Origin of the sequence: Rhodopseudomonas sp. B29 (assembly GCF_000333455.1) — a bacterium.
Lineage (GTDB): Bacteria > Pseudomonadota > Alphaproteobacteria > Rhizobiales > Xanthobacteraceae > Rhodopseudomonas.
The window spans coordinates 1-15,870 of sequence record NZ_BADD01000045.1; the positions used below are offsets into that span (position 1 = coordinate 1).

A 15,870-nucleotide genomic window follows, 5' to 3' on the forward strand; every position below is an offset into this window, starting at 1 on the left:
TGTCGGCGATGCGGCGGCGATCAGGAGCGGCGTCGACGCCATCGCGCAGCAGCTCGGCGGCCTCGACATCGTCATCAACAATGCCGGCATCTCGGCGGCGCTGCCGATCGACGACGCAGGCTACGACGCGGTGTGGGACCGCGCGCTTGCCGTGATGCTGAGCGCGCATCCCCGCGTGATCCGCGCCGCGCTGCCGTATTTGCGGAAGTCGCCGAGCCCGCGCATCGTCAACATCGCCTCGACCGAAGCGCTCGGCGCCACCGCCACCCACAGTGCTTACTCCGCCGCCAAGGCCGGCGTCACCGGCCTGACGCGGTCGCTCTCGGTCGAACTCGGCCCCGAGGGCATCACGGTGAACTGCATCTGCCCCGGCCCGATCACCACCGCGATGACCGACCGCATCAGCGACGAGCACAAGCAGACCTACGCCCGCCGCCGCACCGCGCTGCGCCGCTACGGCGCCCCCGAAGAAGTCGCCCACATGACCCTGAGCCTGTGCCTGCCCGCTGCGTCGTTCATCACCGGCGCCGTTATTCCTGTCGATGGCGGCCTGATGGCGAGGAATGCGTGAGGTCGCATCACCTCTCTCGGCGTCATTCCGGGGCGCGCGAAGCGCGAACCCGGAATCCATACGCCGCAGAATCAGCGACGTGGCGAAGCCGCAGTCACCTGCGCCTCGACGTAACCGCCAACACAGGGGCTATGGATTCCGGGCTCACGCGCTCCGCGCGTGCCCCGGAATGACGAGTCGAGGGTCCATCGGTTACTTAGCGCGCCCTCATTGACGCCACCACGCGCGCCCCACAACCAACCGTCATCCCCGCGCATGCGGGGATCCAGTATTCCAGTGCACCCGCGACTACGCACTGCATCCCAACTAGCGCACTGGAATACTAGGTCGCCCGATCAAGTCGGGCGATGACGCTGTGAGTGAGGCAGGCGTCCCGCATCTCCACGTTCCGATCCACATTTCAAACAGCCACGGCAAATCCCTCTCGCGGCTCATCGAGCCCGAGGTTTGCGTCCCTCGTGACCCGAGGGGCGGGGGCGCGCCGCGCGGCGCGGATGTGTTGGTGAGTCTCGCGATGACATAGAGCCACCGCGCAACGCCGCTTTGGCGCGCCCACCGCGGCGATTTATGGCTGTCAGGCCCGTGCTTCCGGGATCGGGCGCGATGCCTCCGCACCGCTTCATCCGGGCGCTTTCCCGCCCTTCACCCGATCCGCGTCCAGCCAACTACCAAGTGGCAGGCTCTCTTAGTGGAGCCGGACGGGGACCCGACGCCTCCCGAGGCCGTGGCTGCGAACCACGACGCGCAGGACGCCGCCACCCTCCCCCCGCCTCAAGACGCCTCCGGAGGCGCCCCTCGATGGGAGAGGGTGATCTGGCTTTTATTCCTATTAAACGAATTCGTCAAGGGAGAGCTCTCAACCGCGATCGAGTTGTCGCGCCGACCAGCGTCCGCCTCTTCACATTCCCATGCGTTTCAACGGTTCTATATACGTGTGTGACCCGTTGACGACGGCCGATTTCGGTAGTCCGATTTCAACATTGGATGATCGATTCGGCAGCGACGTTTTGTCGGTAGCCGTCAACCAGGGAAACGCATCATCCAATCAGCCACTTTGGGTGCCACCTTTGATGTCACCCAAAGTGCAAAGCTTTGCCAGTGCTCGGGTGAACCTCGATGTTCACTTGATGTTGGCGGGTGCTTGCAGGTCCACGATCGCAGCAACCGCTTACGCCTGCCGGCCTATTGGGCGGGGCACAACATCCGATTTTGGGTGGTTGGGAAATATTGCCGGAAAGGAGGCATGTCGAGCCTTTGTAGTTTCAGTGCCGTCCCCGGTCACTCCTACTGTCACCAGCACACGCTGGCTCTAGGCGCCGGTCTGCATATGGGCAGACGAGCGGCGGGATAACCGCCTGACAGAAGGAGCCTATGCCATGGGTAGTATCCACGGCAAAGGGCCTAAAGACGTGTTTGTTCGTTCGTACCCGCGTTGGAGAAATGGGAAGAGGCATATGGTGCCCTCTGGGCGCCGGTCCAACCGCCTCACCAGGAGCCTCCGCAGATCGAGTGATCAACTTGACTTTGGGTTCTAACCAATCAGCCCCGGGCTGAGAGGGGTCCGGGGACTGCACTGATCCGCTGTTTGTGCAGAGAACCATCAAAGCAGGTGATGGTACACCACGCGCGTAGCGTCCTGTGCCAAGACCGAACAGATCAAGTTTCAATGCCCCGCAGCGCGGGATTCCTACCTCTAGTCTGTTCGGCGGCGATGATCGTCGCTCACCTAAGGCGGAAGGCGCTCAAAGAGCGGTTTCGGCTATTTGGAGAGCACTGCCTATAAGCAACGGTGTAAGGGCACTAACTTTGCAGTTCGCGCCCTGAGATCGAATAGGACAGATCGACCCGGCGATCTTCTAACTATGCGACGGCAAGGAGACTTGCTCACCGGGGTAAGTGGATCTGTCTGATCCAGTCGCCCACAACCGAAGCTGTCCCCGACGTTATAGCGCTAATTTTCCAAAAGCCCGGCCTTGTGCCGGGCTTTTTCATTCAAGGATCAGGAGGCTTTGCCGCTGAGCCGGCAAACCTCCGAAAGCCCTCAAAATCAGTTCCGAGGCCGCGCGGCGCACTGGTCAACCAACGACCGGTGTGTCGTCGCGCGTCGCGTTTGCGTTCCCTTCAAACCCCGGAAAGGAACTACCAATGACTTCCAATGATCGCCTATGGATTGAGCCGTACTATCGCATTCGCGATGGGAGGCTGCAGCATGTCCGCGGCTACTGGCGGCGGATGCCGCGCGGTCGCAAATCAGCGACCGTAATTCCGTTTCCGAGTCCGTCTGTCGGGTAAGGAAACGACGCCGTAGGATGGATTGAGCAACGCGAAACCCATCGCTGCGCGGCGAGGCGTGATGGGTTTCGCTGCGCTCAACCCATCCTACAAGGCAACGTCATTGCCGGGCTTGACCCGGCAATCCATCCTTCGAGACGCCCCGGCTACGCTCTTCGAGCTTCGCCGCGGCTCCTCAGGATGAGGCTGTGCTGTTGGTTTAGTTGCGCGCTTACGCGCGCGATGGATGCGCGGGTCAAGCCCGCGCATGACGCTTCGATGTGGAGCTGTCGGCTACGACCTCAAGCCGTAGCATGGCTTGAGCACCACGAAACCCATCGCTGTGCGACGCGGCTTTGACGGGTTTCGCTGCGCTCGGCCCATCCTACGGCGCTGCTGTGCGCCCCCTACCGCGGCAGCGTCGTGCTTCCCATCAGATACCGGTCGATCGCCTGCGCACACAGGCGCCCTTCCCTGATCGCCCAGACCACCAGAGACTGGCCGCGGCGCATGTCGCCGGCGGCGAAGACTTTGTCCAGCGAGGTGGTGAAGTGGTTGAGGTCGGCGCTGACGTTGCCGCGCTGGTCGAGCGCGACGCCGAGCTGGGCGAGGAGGCCGTCCTTGACCGGGGAGACGAAGCCCATCGCGAGCAGCACGAGGTCGGCTTCGATCACGAATTCGGTGCCGGGGATCGGCTGGAATTTGCCGTCGACGCGGACGCAGTTGAGCTTCTTGACGGCGCCGTTCTCGCCTTCGAACGACACCGTGTTGACGGCGAAGTCGCGCGCCGCGCCTTCGGCCTGGCTCGACGAGGTGCGCATCTTCATCGGCCAGTTCGGCCAGGTCAGCGCCTTGTTTTCCTTCTCGGGCGGCGCCGGCATGATCTCGATCTGGGTCACCGAGGTGGCGCCCTGGCGGATCGAAGTGCCGATGCAGTCCGAGCCGGTGTCGCCGCCGCCGATCACCACCACGCGCTTGCCGGTGGCCAGGATCTCCGGCTTGTCGCCGAGCGGCTCGCCGGAGACGCGGCGGTTCTGCTGGGTGAGGAAGTCCATGGCGAAGTGCACGCCGGAAAGCTCGCGGCCGGGGATCGCCAGATCGCGCGGATACTCGGCGCCGCCGGTGAGCGCGACGGCGTCATACTTCTTCAGCAGCTCGGCCGGATCGACCGCGCCGGGCGCGTTGCCGCCGACCGGCGTGTTGTAGTGGAAGGTGACGCCTTCGGCTTCCATCTGGGCGACGCGGCGGTCGATCAGATGCTTCTCCATCTTGAAGTCGGGAATGCCGTAGCGCAGCAGGCCGCCGGCCTTGGCGAGCTTCTCATAGACGTGGACGTCGTGGCCGGCGCGCGCGAGCTGCTGGGCGGCGGCGAGGCCTGCCGGGCCGGCGCCGATGATGGCGACGCTCTGGCCGGTCTTCAGCGCGGCGACTTCCGGCTTGAGCCAGCCGTTGTCGAAGGCGCGATCGACGATGGCGCATTCGATGGTCTTGATCGTGACCGGGTTGTCGTCGATGTTCAGCGTGCACGACGCTTCGCACGGCGCCGGGCAGATGCGGCCGGTGAACTCCGGGAAGTTGTTGGTCGAGTGCAGGTTGCGCGACGCTTCCTGCCAATTGTCGTTGTAGACGAGGTCGTTCCAGTCCGGGATCTGGTTGTTGACCGGACAGCCCGGCGTGCCGGGCTGCGCCGAGCCGGTGCCGTGGCAGAACGGGATGCCGCAATTCATGCAGCGCGCCGCCTGGTCGCGCAGGTCCTTGTCGCTGAGCGGAACGACGAACTCAGAGTAGGTCTTCACCCGCTCGGCGACCGGCGCGTAGCTGCGATCGTGCCGCTCGATTTCCAGAAATCCCGTGACCTTGCCCATCAGACTACCAACGCCCCTGAATTCTTATCCGGTCGTCATCCTGAGGTGCTCGCCCGAAGGGCGAGCCTCGAAGGATGAATGTTCTGCAGCATTCCCCTGCGGCTGTCACCCTTCGAGGCCCGCGCTTTGCGCGGGCGCCTCAGGGTGACGGCTTCGCTTAGTCACTACGCCCCGATGGCGATTTTCGGCTCCTCGGCGGCGCGGGATTTCATCTCGCGCAGCGCGCGGCGATACTCGACCGGCATCACCTTGCGGAACTTCGGCAGATACGTGGTCCAGTTCGCCAGGATGTCCTGGGCGCGCTTGGAGCCGGCGTATTTGGCGTGGCGCGAGATCAGCACGTGCAGCCGCTCGACGTCGCTGCCGAGCAGATCGGCGAACACGTCGACCCGGCCGTGCGCTTCGAGATCGCCCGTTTGGTGGAAGGCGCCTTCGTTGATCAGCTCTTCGGACAGCACCGGCTCGAGCTCGACCATCGCCATGTTGCACAGCTTGGCGAAGGCGCCGTCTTCGTCCAGCACATAGGCGACGCCGCCCGACATGCCGGCCGCGAAGTTGCGCCCGGTCTTGCCGAGCACGACGACGATGCCGCCGGTCATGTATTCGCAGCAATGATCGCCGGCGCCTTCGACCACCGCGACGGCGCCCGAATTACGCACCGCGAAGCGCTCGCCGGCGACGCCGCGGAAGTAGCACTCGCCCTCGATGGCGCCGTACATCACGGTGTTGCCGACGATGATCGAATGCTCCGGCACGATGCCGGAGATCGACGGCGGCCGGACGATGATCTTGCCGCCCGACAGGCCCTTGCCGACATAGTCGTTGCCTTCGCCTTCGAGATCGAAGGTGATGCCGCGCGCCAGCCAGGCGCCGAACGCCTGACCCGCGGTGCCCTTGAGGTGCACCTGGATGGTGTCGGCCGGCAGGCCGGCGTGGCCGTAATGCTTGGCGACCGTGCCCGACAGCATGGCGCCGGCGGAGCGGTCGGTGTTGTTGATCTCGGTCTCGATCTTCACCGGCGCGCCGCGATCGATCGCCGCCTGGGCGCTGGCGATCAGCTTGCGGTCGAGCACGTTGCCGAGGTGATGATCCTGGGTCTCGGTGTGATACACGCTCTGACCCGGCGCCGCCTTCTGCTTGTAGAACAGCTTGGAGAAGTCGAGGCCCTTGGCCTTCCAGTGCGCCACCAGAGCGGCCTGGTCGAGCATCTGCGACTGGCCGATCATTTCGTTGAAGCTGCGATAGCCGAGCGAGGCCATCAGCTCGCGGACTTCTTCGGCGACGAAGAAGAAGTAGTTGATGACGTGCTCGGGCTGGCCGGTGAAGCGCTTGCGCAGCACCGGGTCCTGCGTCGCGACGCCGACCGGGCAGGTGTTGAGATGACACTTGCGCATCATGATGCAGCCGGCCGCGATCAGCGGCGCGGTAGCGAAGCCGAACTCGTCCGCGCCGAGCAGCGCGCCTATGACGACGTCGCGGCCGGTGCGGAAGCCGCCGTCGACCTGCACGGCGATGCGCGAGCGCAGCCGCTCACGCACCAGGGTCTGATGCGTCTCGGCGAGGCCGATTTCCCACGGGCTGCCGGCGTGCTTGATCGAGGTCAGCGGCGAAGCGCCGGTGCCGCCCTCAAAGCCCGCGATAGTGACGTGGTCGGCGCGAGCCTTGGCGACGCCGGCCGCGACCGTGCCGACGCCGATTTCCGACACCAGCTTGACCGAGACGGCGCTCGACGGATTGACGTTCTTGAGATCGTAGATCAGCTGCGCCAGATCCTCGATCGAGTAGATGTCGTGATGCGGCGGCGGCGAGATCAGGCCGACGCCCGGCGTCGAGTGGCGCACCGCGGCGATGGTCGCGTCGACCTTGTGGCCGGGCAGCTGACCGCCTTCACCGGGCTTGGCACCCTGCGCCATCTTGATCTGCATCATGTCGGAGTTGGCGAGATACTCCGTGGTGACGCCGAAGCGGCCCGAGGCGACCTGCTTGATGGCCGAGCGCATCGAGTCGCCGTTCGGCATCGGCTTGAAGCGATCGGCCTCCTCGCCGCCCTCGCCGGTGTTCGACTTGCCGCCGATCCGGTTCATGGCGATCGCCAGCGTGGTGTGCGCCTCGCGCGAGATCGAGCCGAAGCTCATCGCGCCGGTCGAGAACCGCTTGACGATGTCGGCGGCCGATTCGACTTCGGCGAGCGGCACCGGCTTGCGGCCGTCGGCCTCGGCGCCCTTGATCTTGAACAGGCCACGCAGCGTCAGCAGCTTCTCCTGCTGATCGTTGAGCAGCTTGGCGAAGGCGCGGTAGCGATCCTGCGAATTGCCGCGCACGGCGTGCTGCAGCGTCGAAACCGACTCGGCGGTCCAGGCGTGATCCTCGCCGCGCGAACGGAAGGCGTATTCGCCGCCGACATCGAGCGCACTCTTGTAGACCAGCGCCTCGCCGAACGCGTCGTGATGACGGCGCACGGTCTGTTCGGCGATCTGCGCCAGGCCGACGCCTTCGATCTGCGAATGCGTGCCGGCGAAGTACTGGGCGATGAAGTCGTTGCGCAGGCCGACGGCGTCGAAGATCTGCGCGCCGCAATAGGACTGATAGGTCGAGATGCCCATCTTGGACATCACCTTCAGCAGGCCCTTGCCGATCGACTTGATGTAGCGCTTGACGATCTCGTAGTCGTCGAGCTTGGTCGGCAGCTTGTCCTTGAGCGCGATGATGGTCTCGAACGCCAGATACGGGTTGATGGCTTCGGCGCCGTAACCGGCCAAGCAGGCGAAGTGATGCACTTCGCGCGGCTCGCCGCTTTCGACGACGAGGCCGACCGAAGTCCGCAGCCCGACGCGGATCAAATGATGATGCACCGAGGCGCAGGCCAGCAGCGACGGGATCGGGATCCGATCCGAGCCGGTGGCGCGGTCGCTGAGGATGATGATGTTGACGCCGTCACGCACCGCGGCTTCGGCGCGGGCGTTGAGATCGTCGAGCACCTGCTCCATGCCGCTGGCCCCGAGGCCGGCGTGGAAGGTGGTGTCGAGCGTGCGCGACTTGAAGTGCGAGTCGCCGACCTCGGAGATCGAGCGGATCTTCTCCAGGTCGCCGTCGGTCAGGATCGGCTGGCGCACTTCGAGACGCTTGTGGCCGGCGAGGCCGGGCGTGTCGAACAGATTCGGCCGCGGGCCGATGATCGACACCAGGCTCATCACCAGCTCCTCGCGGATCGGATCGATCGGCGGGTTGGTGACCTGGGCGAAGTTCTGCTTGAAGTAAGTGAACAGCGGCTTCGGCTTGTCCGACAGCGCCGACAGCGGCGTGTCGTTGCCCATCGAGCCGTTGGCTTCCTCGCCGGTCGACGCCATCGGCGTCAGCAGGATGTTGATGTCTTCCTGAGTGTAGCCGAACGCCTGCTGGCGATCGAGCAGCGGCAGGTTGGAGCGCTGGCCCTTGACCGGCGCGTCCTTCAATTCCTCGAGCACGATCTGGGTGCTGTCGAGCCAATCACGATAGGGCTGAGACGCCGCGAGCTGGGCCTTGATCTCGTCGTCCGGGATCAGCCGGCCCTCGACCAGATCGACCAGCAGCATCTTGCCGGGCTGCAGCCGCCACTTGGTGACGATCTGGTCTTCCGGAATCTTGAGCACGCCCATTTCGGACGCCATGACGATGCGGTCGTCCTTGGTGACGAGATAGCGCGCCGGCCGCAGGCCGTTGCGGTCGAGCGTGGCGCCGATCTGGCGGCCGTCGGTAAAGGCCAGCGCGGCCGGGCCGTCCCACGGCTCCATCAGCGCGGCGTGATATTCGTAGAAGGCGCGGCGCTGCTCGTCCATCAGCGGATTGCCGGCCCACGCCTCCGGAATCATCATCATCACCGCGTGCGGCAGCGAGTAGCCGCCGCGCACCAGAAATTCGAGCGCGTTGTCGAAGCAGGCGGTGTCGCTCTGGCCTTCGTACGAGATGGGCCACAGCCGGCTGATGTCGCGGCCGTACAGCTCCGAATGCACCGAAGCCTGGCGCGCCGCCATCCAGTTGACGTTGCCGCGCAGGGTGTTGATCTCGCCGTTGTGCGCCACCATGCGATACGGATGCGCCAGCGACCAGGTCGGGAAGGTGTTGGTCGAGAACCGCTGATGGACCAGCGCCAACGCGCTTGCGAAGTCGTCCTCGTGCAGGTCCGGATAGTACTTGCCGAGCTGATCGGCCAGGAACATGCCCTTGTAGATCACGGTGCGGCACGACAGCGACACCGGGTAGTACCCGGCGAGGCCGCGCTCGCGGCGCTGATAGATCGCGTTCGAGATCGACTTGCGCAGGATATAGAGCTGGCGCTCGAAATCGTCCTCGCTGGTGGTCTTGCTGCCGCGGCCGATGAACACCTGCATGTTGGCGGGTTCGGTCGGCTTGACGGTCTCACCCAGCGACGAGTTGTCGGTCGGCACGTCGCGCCAGCCGAGCAGCGTCAGGCCTTCGGACTTGATCTGGCCGGCGATGATGCTCTTGATCACCTTCCGCCACGACGTGTCGCGCGGCATGAACATGGCGCCGACGGCGTATTCGCCCGGCGCCGGCAGCGTGAAGCCGAGCTCGGTCGCCTTGCGGCTGAAGAAGGCGTGCGGGATCTGCACCAGAATGCCAGCGCCGTCGCCGGCGCGCGGATCGGCACCGACGGCGCCGCGATGCTCGAGGTTGCACAGGATCTTCAGCGCATCGGCGACGATCTGGTGCGACTTCTGGCCCTTGATGTTGGCGATGAAGCCGACGCCGCAGGCGTCCTTTTCGCGCGACAGGTCGTACAGACCCTCGGCTTCGGGACGCCAGGTGTGTTCTTTGGCCAGCTCGTGTCCGGGCGCAGTGGTTTTGGCAGCCGAATCCGCCGTCAGCGTATTGGCAACCATATTTTCGCGCTCGAACTCGAACCCGCTCATCTTCATCCTCTCATCCCGGCAAGGTGCTTCCGGTGGCGGCGCACTTCTGACGCTCGCGGCACCCTCTGGGCCACCGCTCGCGCGTCGCGAGCCACAATTTTAGTATTCAGACCCCGGTGTCCATATCGCCCAATGGACAATTCAGGTGTCTCGTGCGGCGTCCAGCGCCGCATCAGCGCTGCCAGCCCGTGCCGGGCTACCGCCACAATTGAGACAGCGATGCTGTCCTAGCACGACCTTGGCAAATTTTTGTCTAGCATACAAGCGCGCGCGAGTCCTGCACCCTTCGAGACGGAGAGGCTCGCAAAACTGTTGCTGTGCTCGCAAGGGGATGCGGATTGCCGCGTTTTCTGGCGAACTGCGCCGCGATGCGGCCCAAGCGACGCCCCATTCGGCCCTGACCCTCCGCGCGTAAAGGGCGCGGGGGCGCTGCAGGAGTTCGCCAGATGAAATTGCTGGGATCGATGATGTCGGCTGCGCTGTTGGCAGGAGCCGCAACGGCCGACGCGCAGCCGGTGCCGCGTGCCGTCCTTGCCGCCCCGGGCGCCGTCGTGGTGTCCGATTTCGACGGCCCCTATTCGGAAGAGCCCCCGCCGCGTTACCGGCCGGAGGTACGCGAGGAGATCTTGGTGCCCGATCTGCTGCCGCCGCGCGAGATCGCCGCCATCGCCCGCGACGAAGGCTTCGAGCCGCTCGGCCCGCCGCAACCGCGCGGCCGGTTCTATACCGTCGTCGTCATTGATCCGGACGGCGAGGACGGGCGGCTGGTGATGGACGGCCGCAGCGGCCGGCTGATGCGGTTCGTGCCGGCCGGCACGGTGGGCGAAATCGTCAGCGGCGAGACCATGGCGAGTCTCGGCCCGGTCCGCGCCACGCGCCTGTTCGGCCCCGAGCGCCACCCGCCGCGGCCGCCGCGCGCGATCCCGCATCTCGCCAGCCGTGGGCCGCTCAATCCGCCGATGCCGCGCCCCGCCCCGCAACAGCCGGTCGGCACCAAGGCTGCCAAGCAGGTTCCGGCCACCGCGGCCGTCCCCGCCAAGGATGCCACCAAGCCGACGACCGATACGGCACCGAAGCAGCAGACCGCCTCGAGCTCGCCCGCTCCGGTGACGCCTGGCGCCACGGCGGTATCGGCCACACCCACCCCGGCGGGACCAGTTGCCGCAAAACCGGCCTTCGAACCGAAGCCGACCGAGGCAATGCCGCCGGCGCAGGGGCTGGATTGAGGTGCACGACCGCTTCCTCGTCATTGCGAGGAGCGAAGCGACGAAGCAATCCAGCGCCGCGTGCTGAGCTGGATTGCTTCGCTTCGCTCGCAATGACGTTGATAGGCCGGAGCAAACAGCAAAAACGCCCCGGTTTCCCGGGGCGTTCGCATGTCTGAGGTCTCGAGACGCTGCGCGTTACGCGGCAGCTTTCTCCGTGTTGTCCGCCACCACCTGCGGCGTTGCTTGCGCGCTGGTGGAGATCGGAATGCTGCGCGGCTTCTTGGCTTCCGGAATCTCGCGGACGAGGTCGACGTGAAGCAGGCCGTTCTCGAGGCTGGCGTTCTTCACGGTGACGTAGTCGGCGAGCTGGAACGCCCGCTCGAAGGCGCGCGCGGCGATGCCGCGGTACAGCACTTCGGCCTTGGCGGCTTCCTCAGTGGTCTTCTCGCCCTTGATGGTCAGCGTGTTTTCCTTGCTGACGATCGAGAGCTCGGCGGGGGAGAAGCCCGCGACCGCGACGCTGATTCGATAGGAGTTATCGCCGGTGCGCTCGATATTGTAGGGCGGATAGCCCGGCGCAGCGGCGTCGCCGGCGGTCTGGTCCAACATGTTGAACAGACGATCGAAGCCGACGGTGGAGCGATAGAACGGGGTGAGATCGAAAGTACGCATGGCTTAGTCCTCCTAGAAGCGACTGTTGCGAGCCCGCCCGCCATCGGGCCGGGCTGGTGATGCAGCCGGAGGTCGTTTCCGACCCCTTGGTGTGGCCTGCACGAAAATGATATGGGAGGGTGCTTCGGCGGTTCAAGGGGGCCTCCAAGAATCTCGGGCCGCGAATTTTCCCTTTGAATTTCCGCCACTTCTTCCCTCCCGGATCCGGTGCATGACGCTCGTCTCGATTCCCGCAAATCCGGTTCCCGAAGGCGCCGTCTCCGGCTTCATCAAGACCCCCGACGGCGTCGAACTACGCTTCGCCAGGTGGGCGCCGACGAGCGGACGCAAGGGCACGGTCTGCGTCTTCACCGGCCGCACCGAGCAGATCGAGAAGTACTTCGAGACGGTGCGCGATCTGCGCGAGCGCGGCTTCGCGGTGGCGATGATCGACTGGCGCGGCCAGGGCCATTCGGCGCGGCGGCTGCGCGATTGGCGCAAGGGTTACGTCCGGCGGTTTTCGGATTTCGAGATCGACGTCGAAACCTTCGTCCGCGAGGTCGTGCTGCCCGACTGCCCGCCGCCGCATTTCGCGCTGGCGCATTCGATGGGCGGCGCGGTGATGCTGCGCATCGCCTACTCGGGCAAGCGCTGGTTCGACCGCATGGTGCTGTCGGCGCCGATGATCGACCTGCCCGGCCGCGCCACCACGCTGCCGGTACGGCTGCTGCTGCGCGCGATGCGGCTGGCCGGCCAGGGCGGCCGCTACGTGCCGGGCGGCAACGACGTGCTGGCCAACTCGGAGCCGTTTCTCGGCAACCCGTTGACCTCGGACCCGGTCCGCTACGCCCGCAATGCCGCGATCATTGCCGAGGACCCGACGCTGGGTCTCGGCTCTCCGACCGTCGCCTGGGCCGACACCGCCTTCGCCACCATGCACGGCTTCCGGGCCGCCAACTATCCGTCGAGCATCCGTCAGCCCATCCTGATGCTGGCGGCCGGCATGGACACCATCGTGTCGACGGCAGCGATCGAGGAATTCGCCTATCATCTGCGCGCCGGCTCCCACCTCGTCATCGCCGGCGCCAAGCACGAAATCCTGCAGGAGCAGGAGCGCTACCGGCAGCAATTCTGGGCGGCGTTCGATGCTTTCGTTCCGGGGACGCCGCTATTCTGATGTGACATGCTGCAGCCTTGCCGCCCGCTCCTGCGACATCGTGGCGGTATCGACGAAGGTCGAGCATCACGGGAACTTCACACATCCGCCTTGGTTGCACGCTGCAACTCCGAACGCTGCGTTCCGCAAGTACCTTTCCTCGAAAGATCTCCCGCACATGAAAATTCGCAAAGCCGTTTTCCCGGTCGCCGGCCTCGGCACCCGCGTCCTGCCCGCCACCAAGGCGATGCCGAAGGAGATGCTGACCATCGTCGACAAGCCGCTGATCCAGTACGTCGTCGACGAAGCGCGCGAAGCCGGGATCGAGCACTTCGTGTTCGTCACCGGGCGCAACAAGGGCATGATCGAGGATCACTTCGACCGCCAGTTCGAGCTCGACGTGACCCTGAAGGGCCGCAACAAGACCGCCGAGATGGAGATTTTGGCGCGCGACCAGCCGGAGGCGGGCGCGATGAGCTTCACCCGCCAGCAGGCGCCGCACGGGCTCGGCCATGCGGTGTGGTGCGCCCGCGACATCGTCGGCAACGAACCGTTCGCCGTGGTGCTGCCGGACGAGCTGGTGCTCAACACCCCCGGCTGTCTCAAGCAGATGATCCAGGCCGCCGAGAAGCTTGGCGACAAGGCCAACGTGATCGCCGTGGAAGAAGTGCCGGCCGACCGCACCCATCAGTACGGCATCTGCGGCGTCGGCAAGCGTACCGGTAAGGTGTTCGAGGTCGACGGCATGGTCGAGAAGCCGGCCCCCGGCACGGCGCCGTCCAATCTGTCGATCACCGGGCGCTACATCCTGCAGCCGGAAATCTTCAAGATCCTGGCGACACAGGAGCGCGGCGCAGGCGGAGAGATCCAGCTCACCGACGCGATGATCGGGCTGTCGAAGTCGCAGAAGTTCTACGGCGTCGAGTTCGAAGGCGAGCGCCACGACTGCGGCTCCAAGGCCGGCTTCCTGCGCGCCAACATCGCCTTCGCGATGCAGCGCGACGATCTGCGCGAGGGACTGCTCGCCGACATGAAGCGCTATCTGACGAAGTAGCTCACGCCACCATCGAGACGTCGCGGAGTCCGGCGACGACACAGCGATCGCGTCCGGCGTCCTTGGCGGCGTAAAGGGCGCGGTCGGCGGCCTCGACCAGGTCGGCCCAATGCTGCGGCGGCAGCGGTGTCATGCTGGCAATGCCGATGCTGACGGTCGCGGTCCGCTCGATATCGGACCACTGCGCGATCTTCTGGCGAATGGTCTCGGCCATCGCCAGAGCTTCCTCGCTCCCGAGGCCCGGCAGCAGCACGGCGAACTCTTCGCCGCCAAAACGAGCCGCGCAGTCGCCGGCGCGATGAACCGTGTCGGCAATGCACACCGCGATGCCGATCAGGACCTGATCGCCGGCCTGATGACCGAACTCGTCGTTGTAGGCCTTGAAGTGATCTGCATCGATCATCAACAGTGCCACCGATGTGCCGTTGCGTTGCGCCCTGCGCCATTCGTGATCGATCGCAGCATCGAACTTGCGGCGATTGGTGAGCCCGGTCAGCGGGTCGGTAGTAGCCAGTTCCTCCAGCCGGTGCTCGGCTTCGGCGCGACGATCGATCTCACGGATGAAGAAGATGGTGAAGGCCGCGACAAACGCCGCCAGCGCCAGCACCACGCCGGCGATCCACATCGCCTGGCGCCGCCAGGTGCCGAGCACATCGTCCCAAGAGGTCGCGACCAGCACCACCAGCGGCCGCGTGCTGTCGCTCCACACGAACAGCCGCTCGACGCCGTCCATCGTTCCATGTCCGGTGAACGCGCCGCGTTTAGTGGTGAACATCTGGCGGCCGCCCGCCGTCGTTTTCATGTCCTTGCCGATCAACTCGGGGACAAACGGTTTGCGGAAAATCAAGGTGCCATCGTGCGCAATGACGGCGATCATGTCGTGCGGCGCCAGCCGCAGACGGCCGAAAAGCTCGTCGAAATAGCTGAGGCGGATCGTACCGGCGACGACGCCTTGGAAACTACCGTCCGCGCCGGTCACACGGCGGCTGAGAACGATCGAATAGCTATCGCCTTTCCGCGCCGGCGGACCGACATACAGCCCGACGTCGGGCCGGTCGCGATGAACGGTGAAGAAGGGCGCGTCGGCACGATTGAGCTTGGCGGGGGTGAGCGTGGAGGCGTCGAGCTTCAGATCACCGTTGGCGTCGAACACCCGCAGCGGACCGAAATGGCCGGCAGTCATGGATTGATCGAACAGGATCAGGTTGCGGACCTTGGCGTCGACCTGGGACACCTCCGGCAGCAGCAGATTGCTGGCGGCAGCGTGGAGCGACTGATCGAAGATCTCGATGTTGCGCTCGATATCGGCGTCGACGCTGGCAGCGAGGTTTTCCATCGCCTGCTTGGCCAGCGTTTCGGCGCTTCGGCGCATGTCGAGCATGACACTGCCGCACACGGCCGAGAAACCAGGGACGGTAATCACGGACGACAGAATCATCATCCGCGCCGAGAAGGCACGGCGACGCCCAATTTCCCGCCTGATCCGATCGAGCATGCCGCCATATTCCATGAAGGCAGATGACATCGAATACCTTGCGGAGCGCTTAAATCAGGCTATGGACGTAACGCTGAGTTAACGCGTGCTTTCACCAATTCCCGCAAAGCTAGGCCCTCCACCGCCCTGTTCTACAATTCGCGCCCCCGGATCAGGCGCGGCGCCTGCAACCGGATTTCAAAGTGACCGACTACACCCCCTTGCGTGATTATCTTGCGGGCCAGACCGCGACCGAGCTCGTGCTCAGCATCGAGCAGATCGAGGAGATGCTCGGCTTCGCACTGCCGCGTGCGGCGCAGCGTGCGTCGTGGTGGGACAGCCTGCGCAGCCCGCAGGAGCAAATGCCCCAGCGAGAAGCCTGCCTGGCCGCCGGATACGTGGCGACCCGCCTGCCCGATGGCAGCGGCGTTCGGTTCCGACGCAAGAAGAGCGAGCGGGGACGAGGTCGTCCCTAAGGAAGCTGCGGGCTGGGAGGGCTCGGCATGGCGACCGCCATCTCCACCGGCGCCTTCCGGGCGAGAACGCGTCGGGCCAGCGGCTGCAGAAGCTGCGGCGACAGATAGATCGGAAACTGCGACAGCGCGAAGTATAGCCAGGTGGCACCCGGCAGCACGCCGTCGGTGGCCGCCACCATCAGTCCCATGTTCCGCTGCGACACCATCAGCCCGAGCGCCAGCGCGCGGTCAGCG

Annotated in this window: 9 protein-coding genes and 1 pseudogene; 5 read left to right on the top strand and 5 right to left on the bottom strand. The window is 65.3% G+C overall.

Going from position 1 to position 15,870, the window contains the following annotated elements:
* Window positions 1–571 (top strand): SDR family NAD(P)-dependent oxidoreductase (locus I5M_RS01390; RefSeq protein ID WP_022719766.1); only part of this gene is annotated, 571 nt, incomplete at its 5' end.
* A 2,678-nt stretch (window positions 572–3,249) separates the two neighbouring features.
* Here the strand turns inward: I5M_RS01390 and I5M_RS01395 are convergent.
* Both I5M_RS01395 and gltB read right to left on the bottom strand, forming a co-directional pair.
* Window positions 3,250–4,707: a glutamate synthase subunit beta gene (locus tag I5M_RS01395; protein ID WP_022719767.1), complete on the bottom strand. Its 1,458-nt coding sequence runs from the start codon at window positions 4,705–4,707 to the stop codon at window positions 3,250–3,252.
* 164 nt (window positions 4,708–4,871) lie between these two features.
* Window positions 4,872–9,617, bottom strand: a complete 4,746-nt coding sequence (gltB, locus tag I5M_RS01400) for a glutamate synthase large subunit (protein ID WP_031334957.1) — start codon at window positions 9,615–9,617, stop codon at window positions 4,872–4,874.
* Window positions 9,618–10,063: 446 nt separating this feature from the next.
* Here gltB and I5M_RS01405 point away from each other — a divergent pair, with 446 nt between their 5' ends.
* A complete protein-coding gene (locus I5M_RS01405) occupies window positions 10,064–10,843 on the top strand; it encodes a hypothetical protein (RefSeq protein WP_022719769.1) in 780 nt (259 codons plus the stop codon).
* Window positions 10,844–11,020: 177 nt separating this feature from the next.
* Here I5M_RS01405 and I5M_RS01410 read toward each other — a convergent pair whose 3' ends face one another.
* The gene (locus tag I5M_RS01410) at window positions 11,021–11,497 is read right to left on the bottom strand and encodes an Hsp20 family protein (protein ID WP_022719770.1); all 477 of its coding nucleotides are present in this window, start codon (window positions 11,495–11,497) and stop codon (window positions 11,021–11,023) included.
* A 211-nt stretch (window positions 11,498–11,708) separates the two neighbouring features.
* Between I5M_RS01410 and I5M_RS01415 the strand changes: the two genes are divergently transcribed.
* Window positions 11,709–12,653, top strand: coding sequence for an alpha/beta hydrolase (locus I5M_RS01415; RefSeq protein WP_022719771.1), 945 nt, complete (start codon window positions 11,709–11,711; stop codon window positions 12,651–12,653).
* Window positions 12,654–12,810: 157 nt separating this feature from the next.
* On the top strand, window positions 12,811–13,686 hold the full coding sequence (gene galU / locus I5M_RS01420) for a UTP--glucose-1-phosphate uridylyltransferase GalU (RefSeq protein WP_022719772.1): 876 nt from the start codon (window positions 12,811–12,813) through the stop codon (window positions 13,684–13,686).
* Window position 13,687: 1 nt separating this feature from the next.
* On the opposite strand, the gene I5M_RS01425 is transcribed toward galU, so the two are convergent.
* The gene (locus I5M_RS01425; protein WP_031334958.1) at window positions 13,688–15,181 is read right to left on the bottom strand and encodes a diguanylate cyclase; all 1,494 of its coding nucleotides are present in this window, start codon (window positions 15,179–15,181) and stop codon (window positions 13,688–13,690) included.
* A gap of 182 nt (window positions 15,182–15,363) precedes the next feature.
* Between I5M_RS01425 and I5M_RS01430 the strand changes: the two genes are divergently transcribed.
* Window positions 15,364–15,636 carry a hypothetical protein gene (locus I5M_RS01430; protein ID WP_022719774.1) on the top strand — a complete coding sequence of 91 codons (273 nt, stop codon included), beginning with the start codon at window positions 15,364–15,366 and terminating at the stop codon, window positions 15,634–15,636.
* Here the strand turns inward: I5M_RS01430 and I5M_RS01435 are convergent.
* Window positions 15,633–15,870, bottom strand: a pseudogene (locus tag I5M_RS01435) (hypothetical protein); the annotation flags it as partial. The gene I5M_RS01430 and the pseudogene I5M_RS01435 overlap by 4 nt on opposite strands.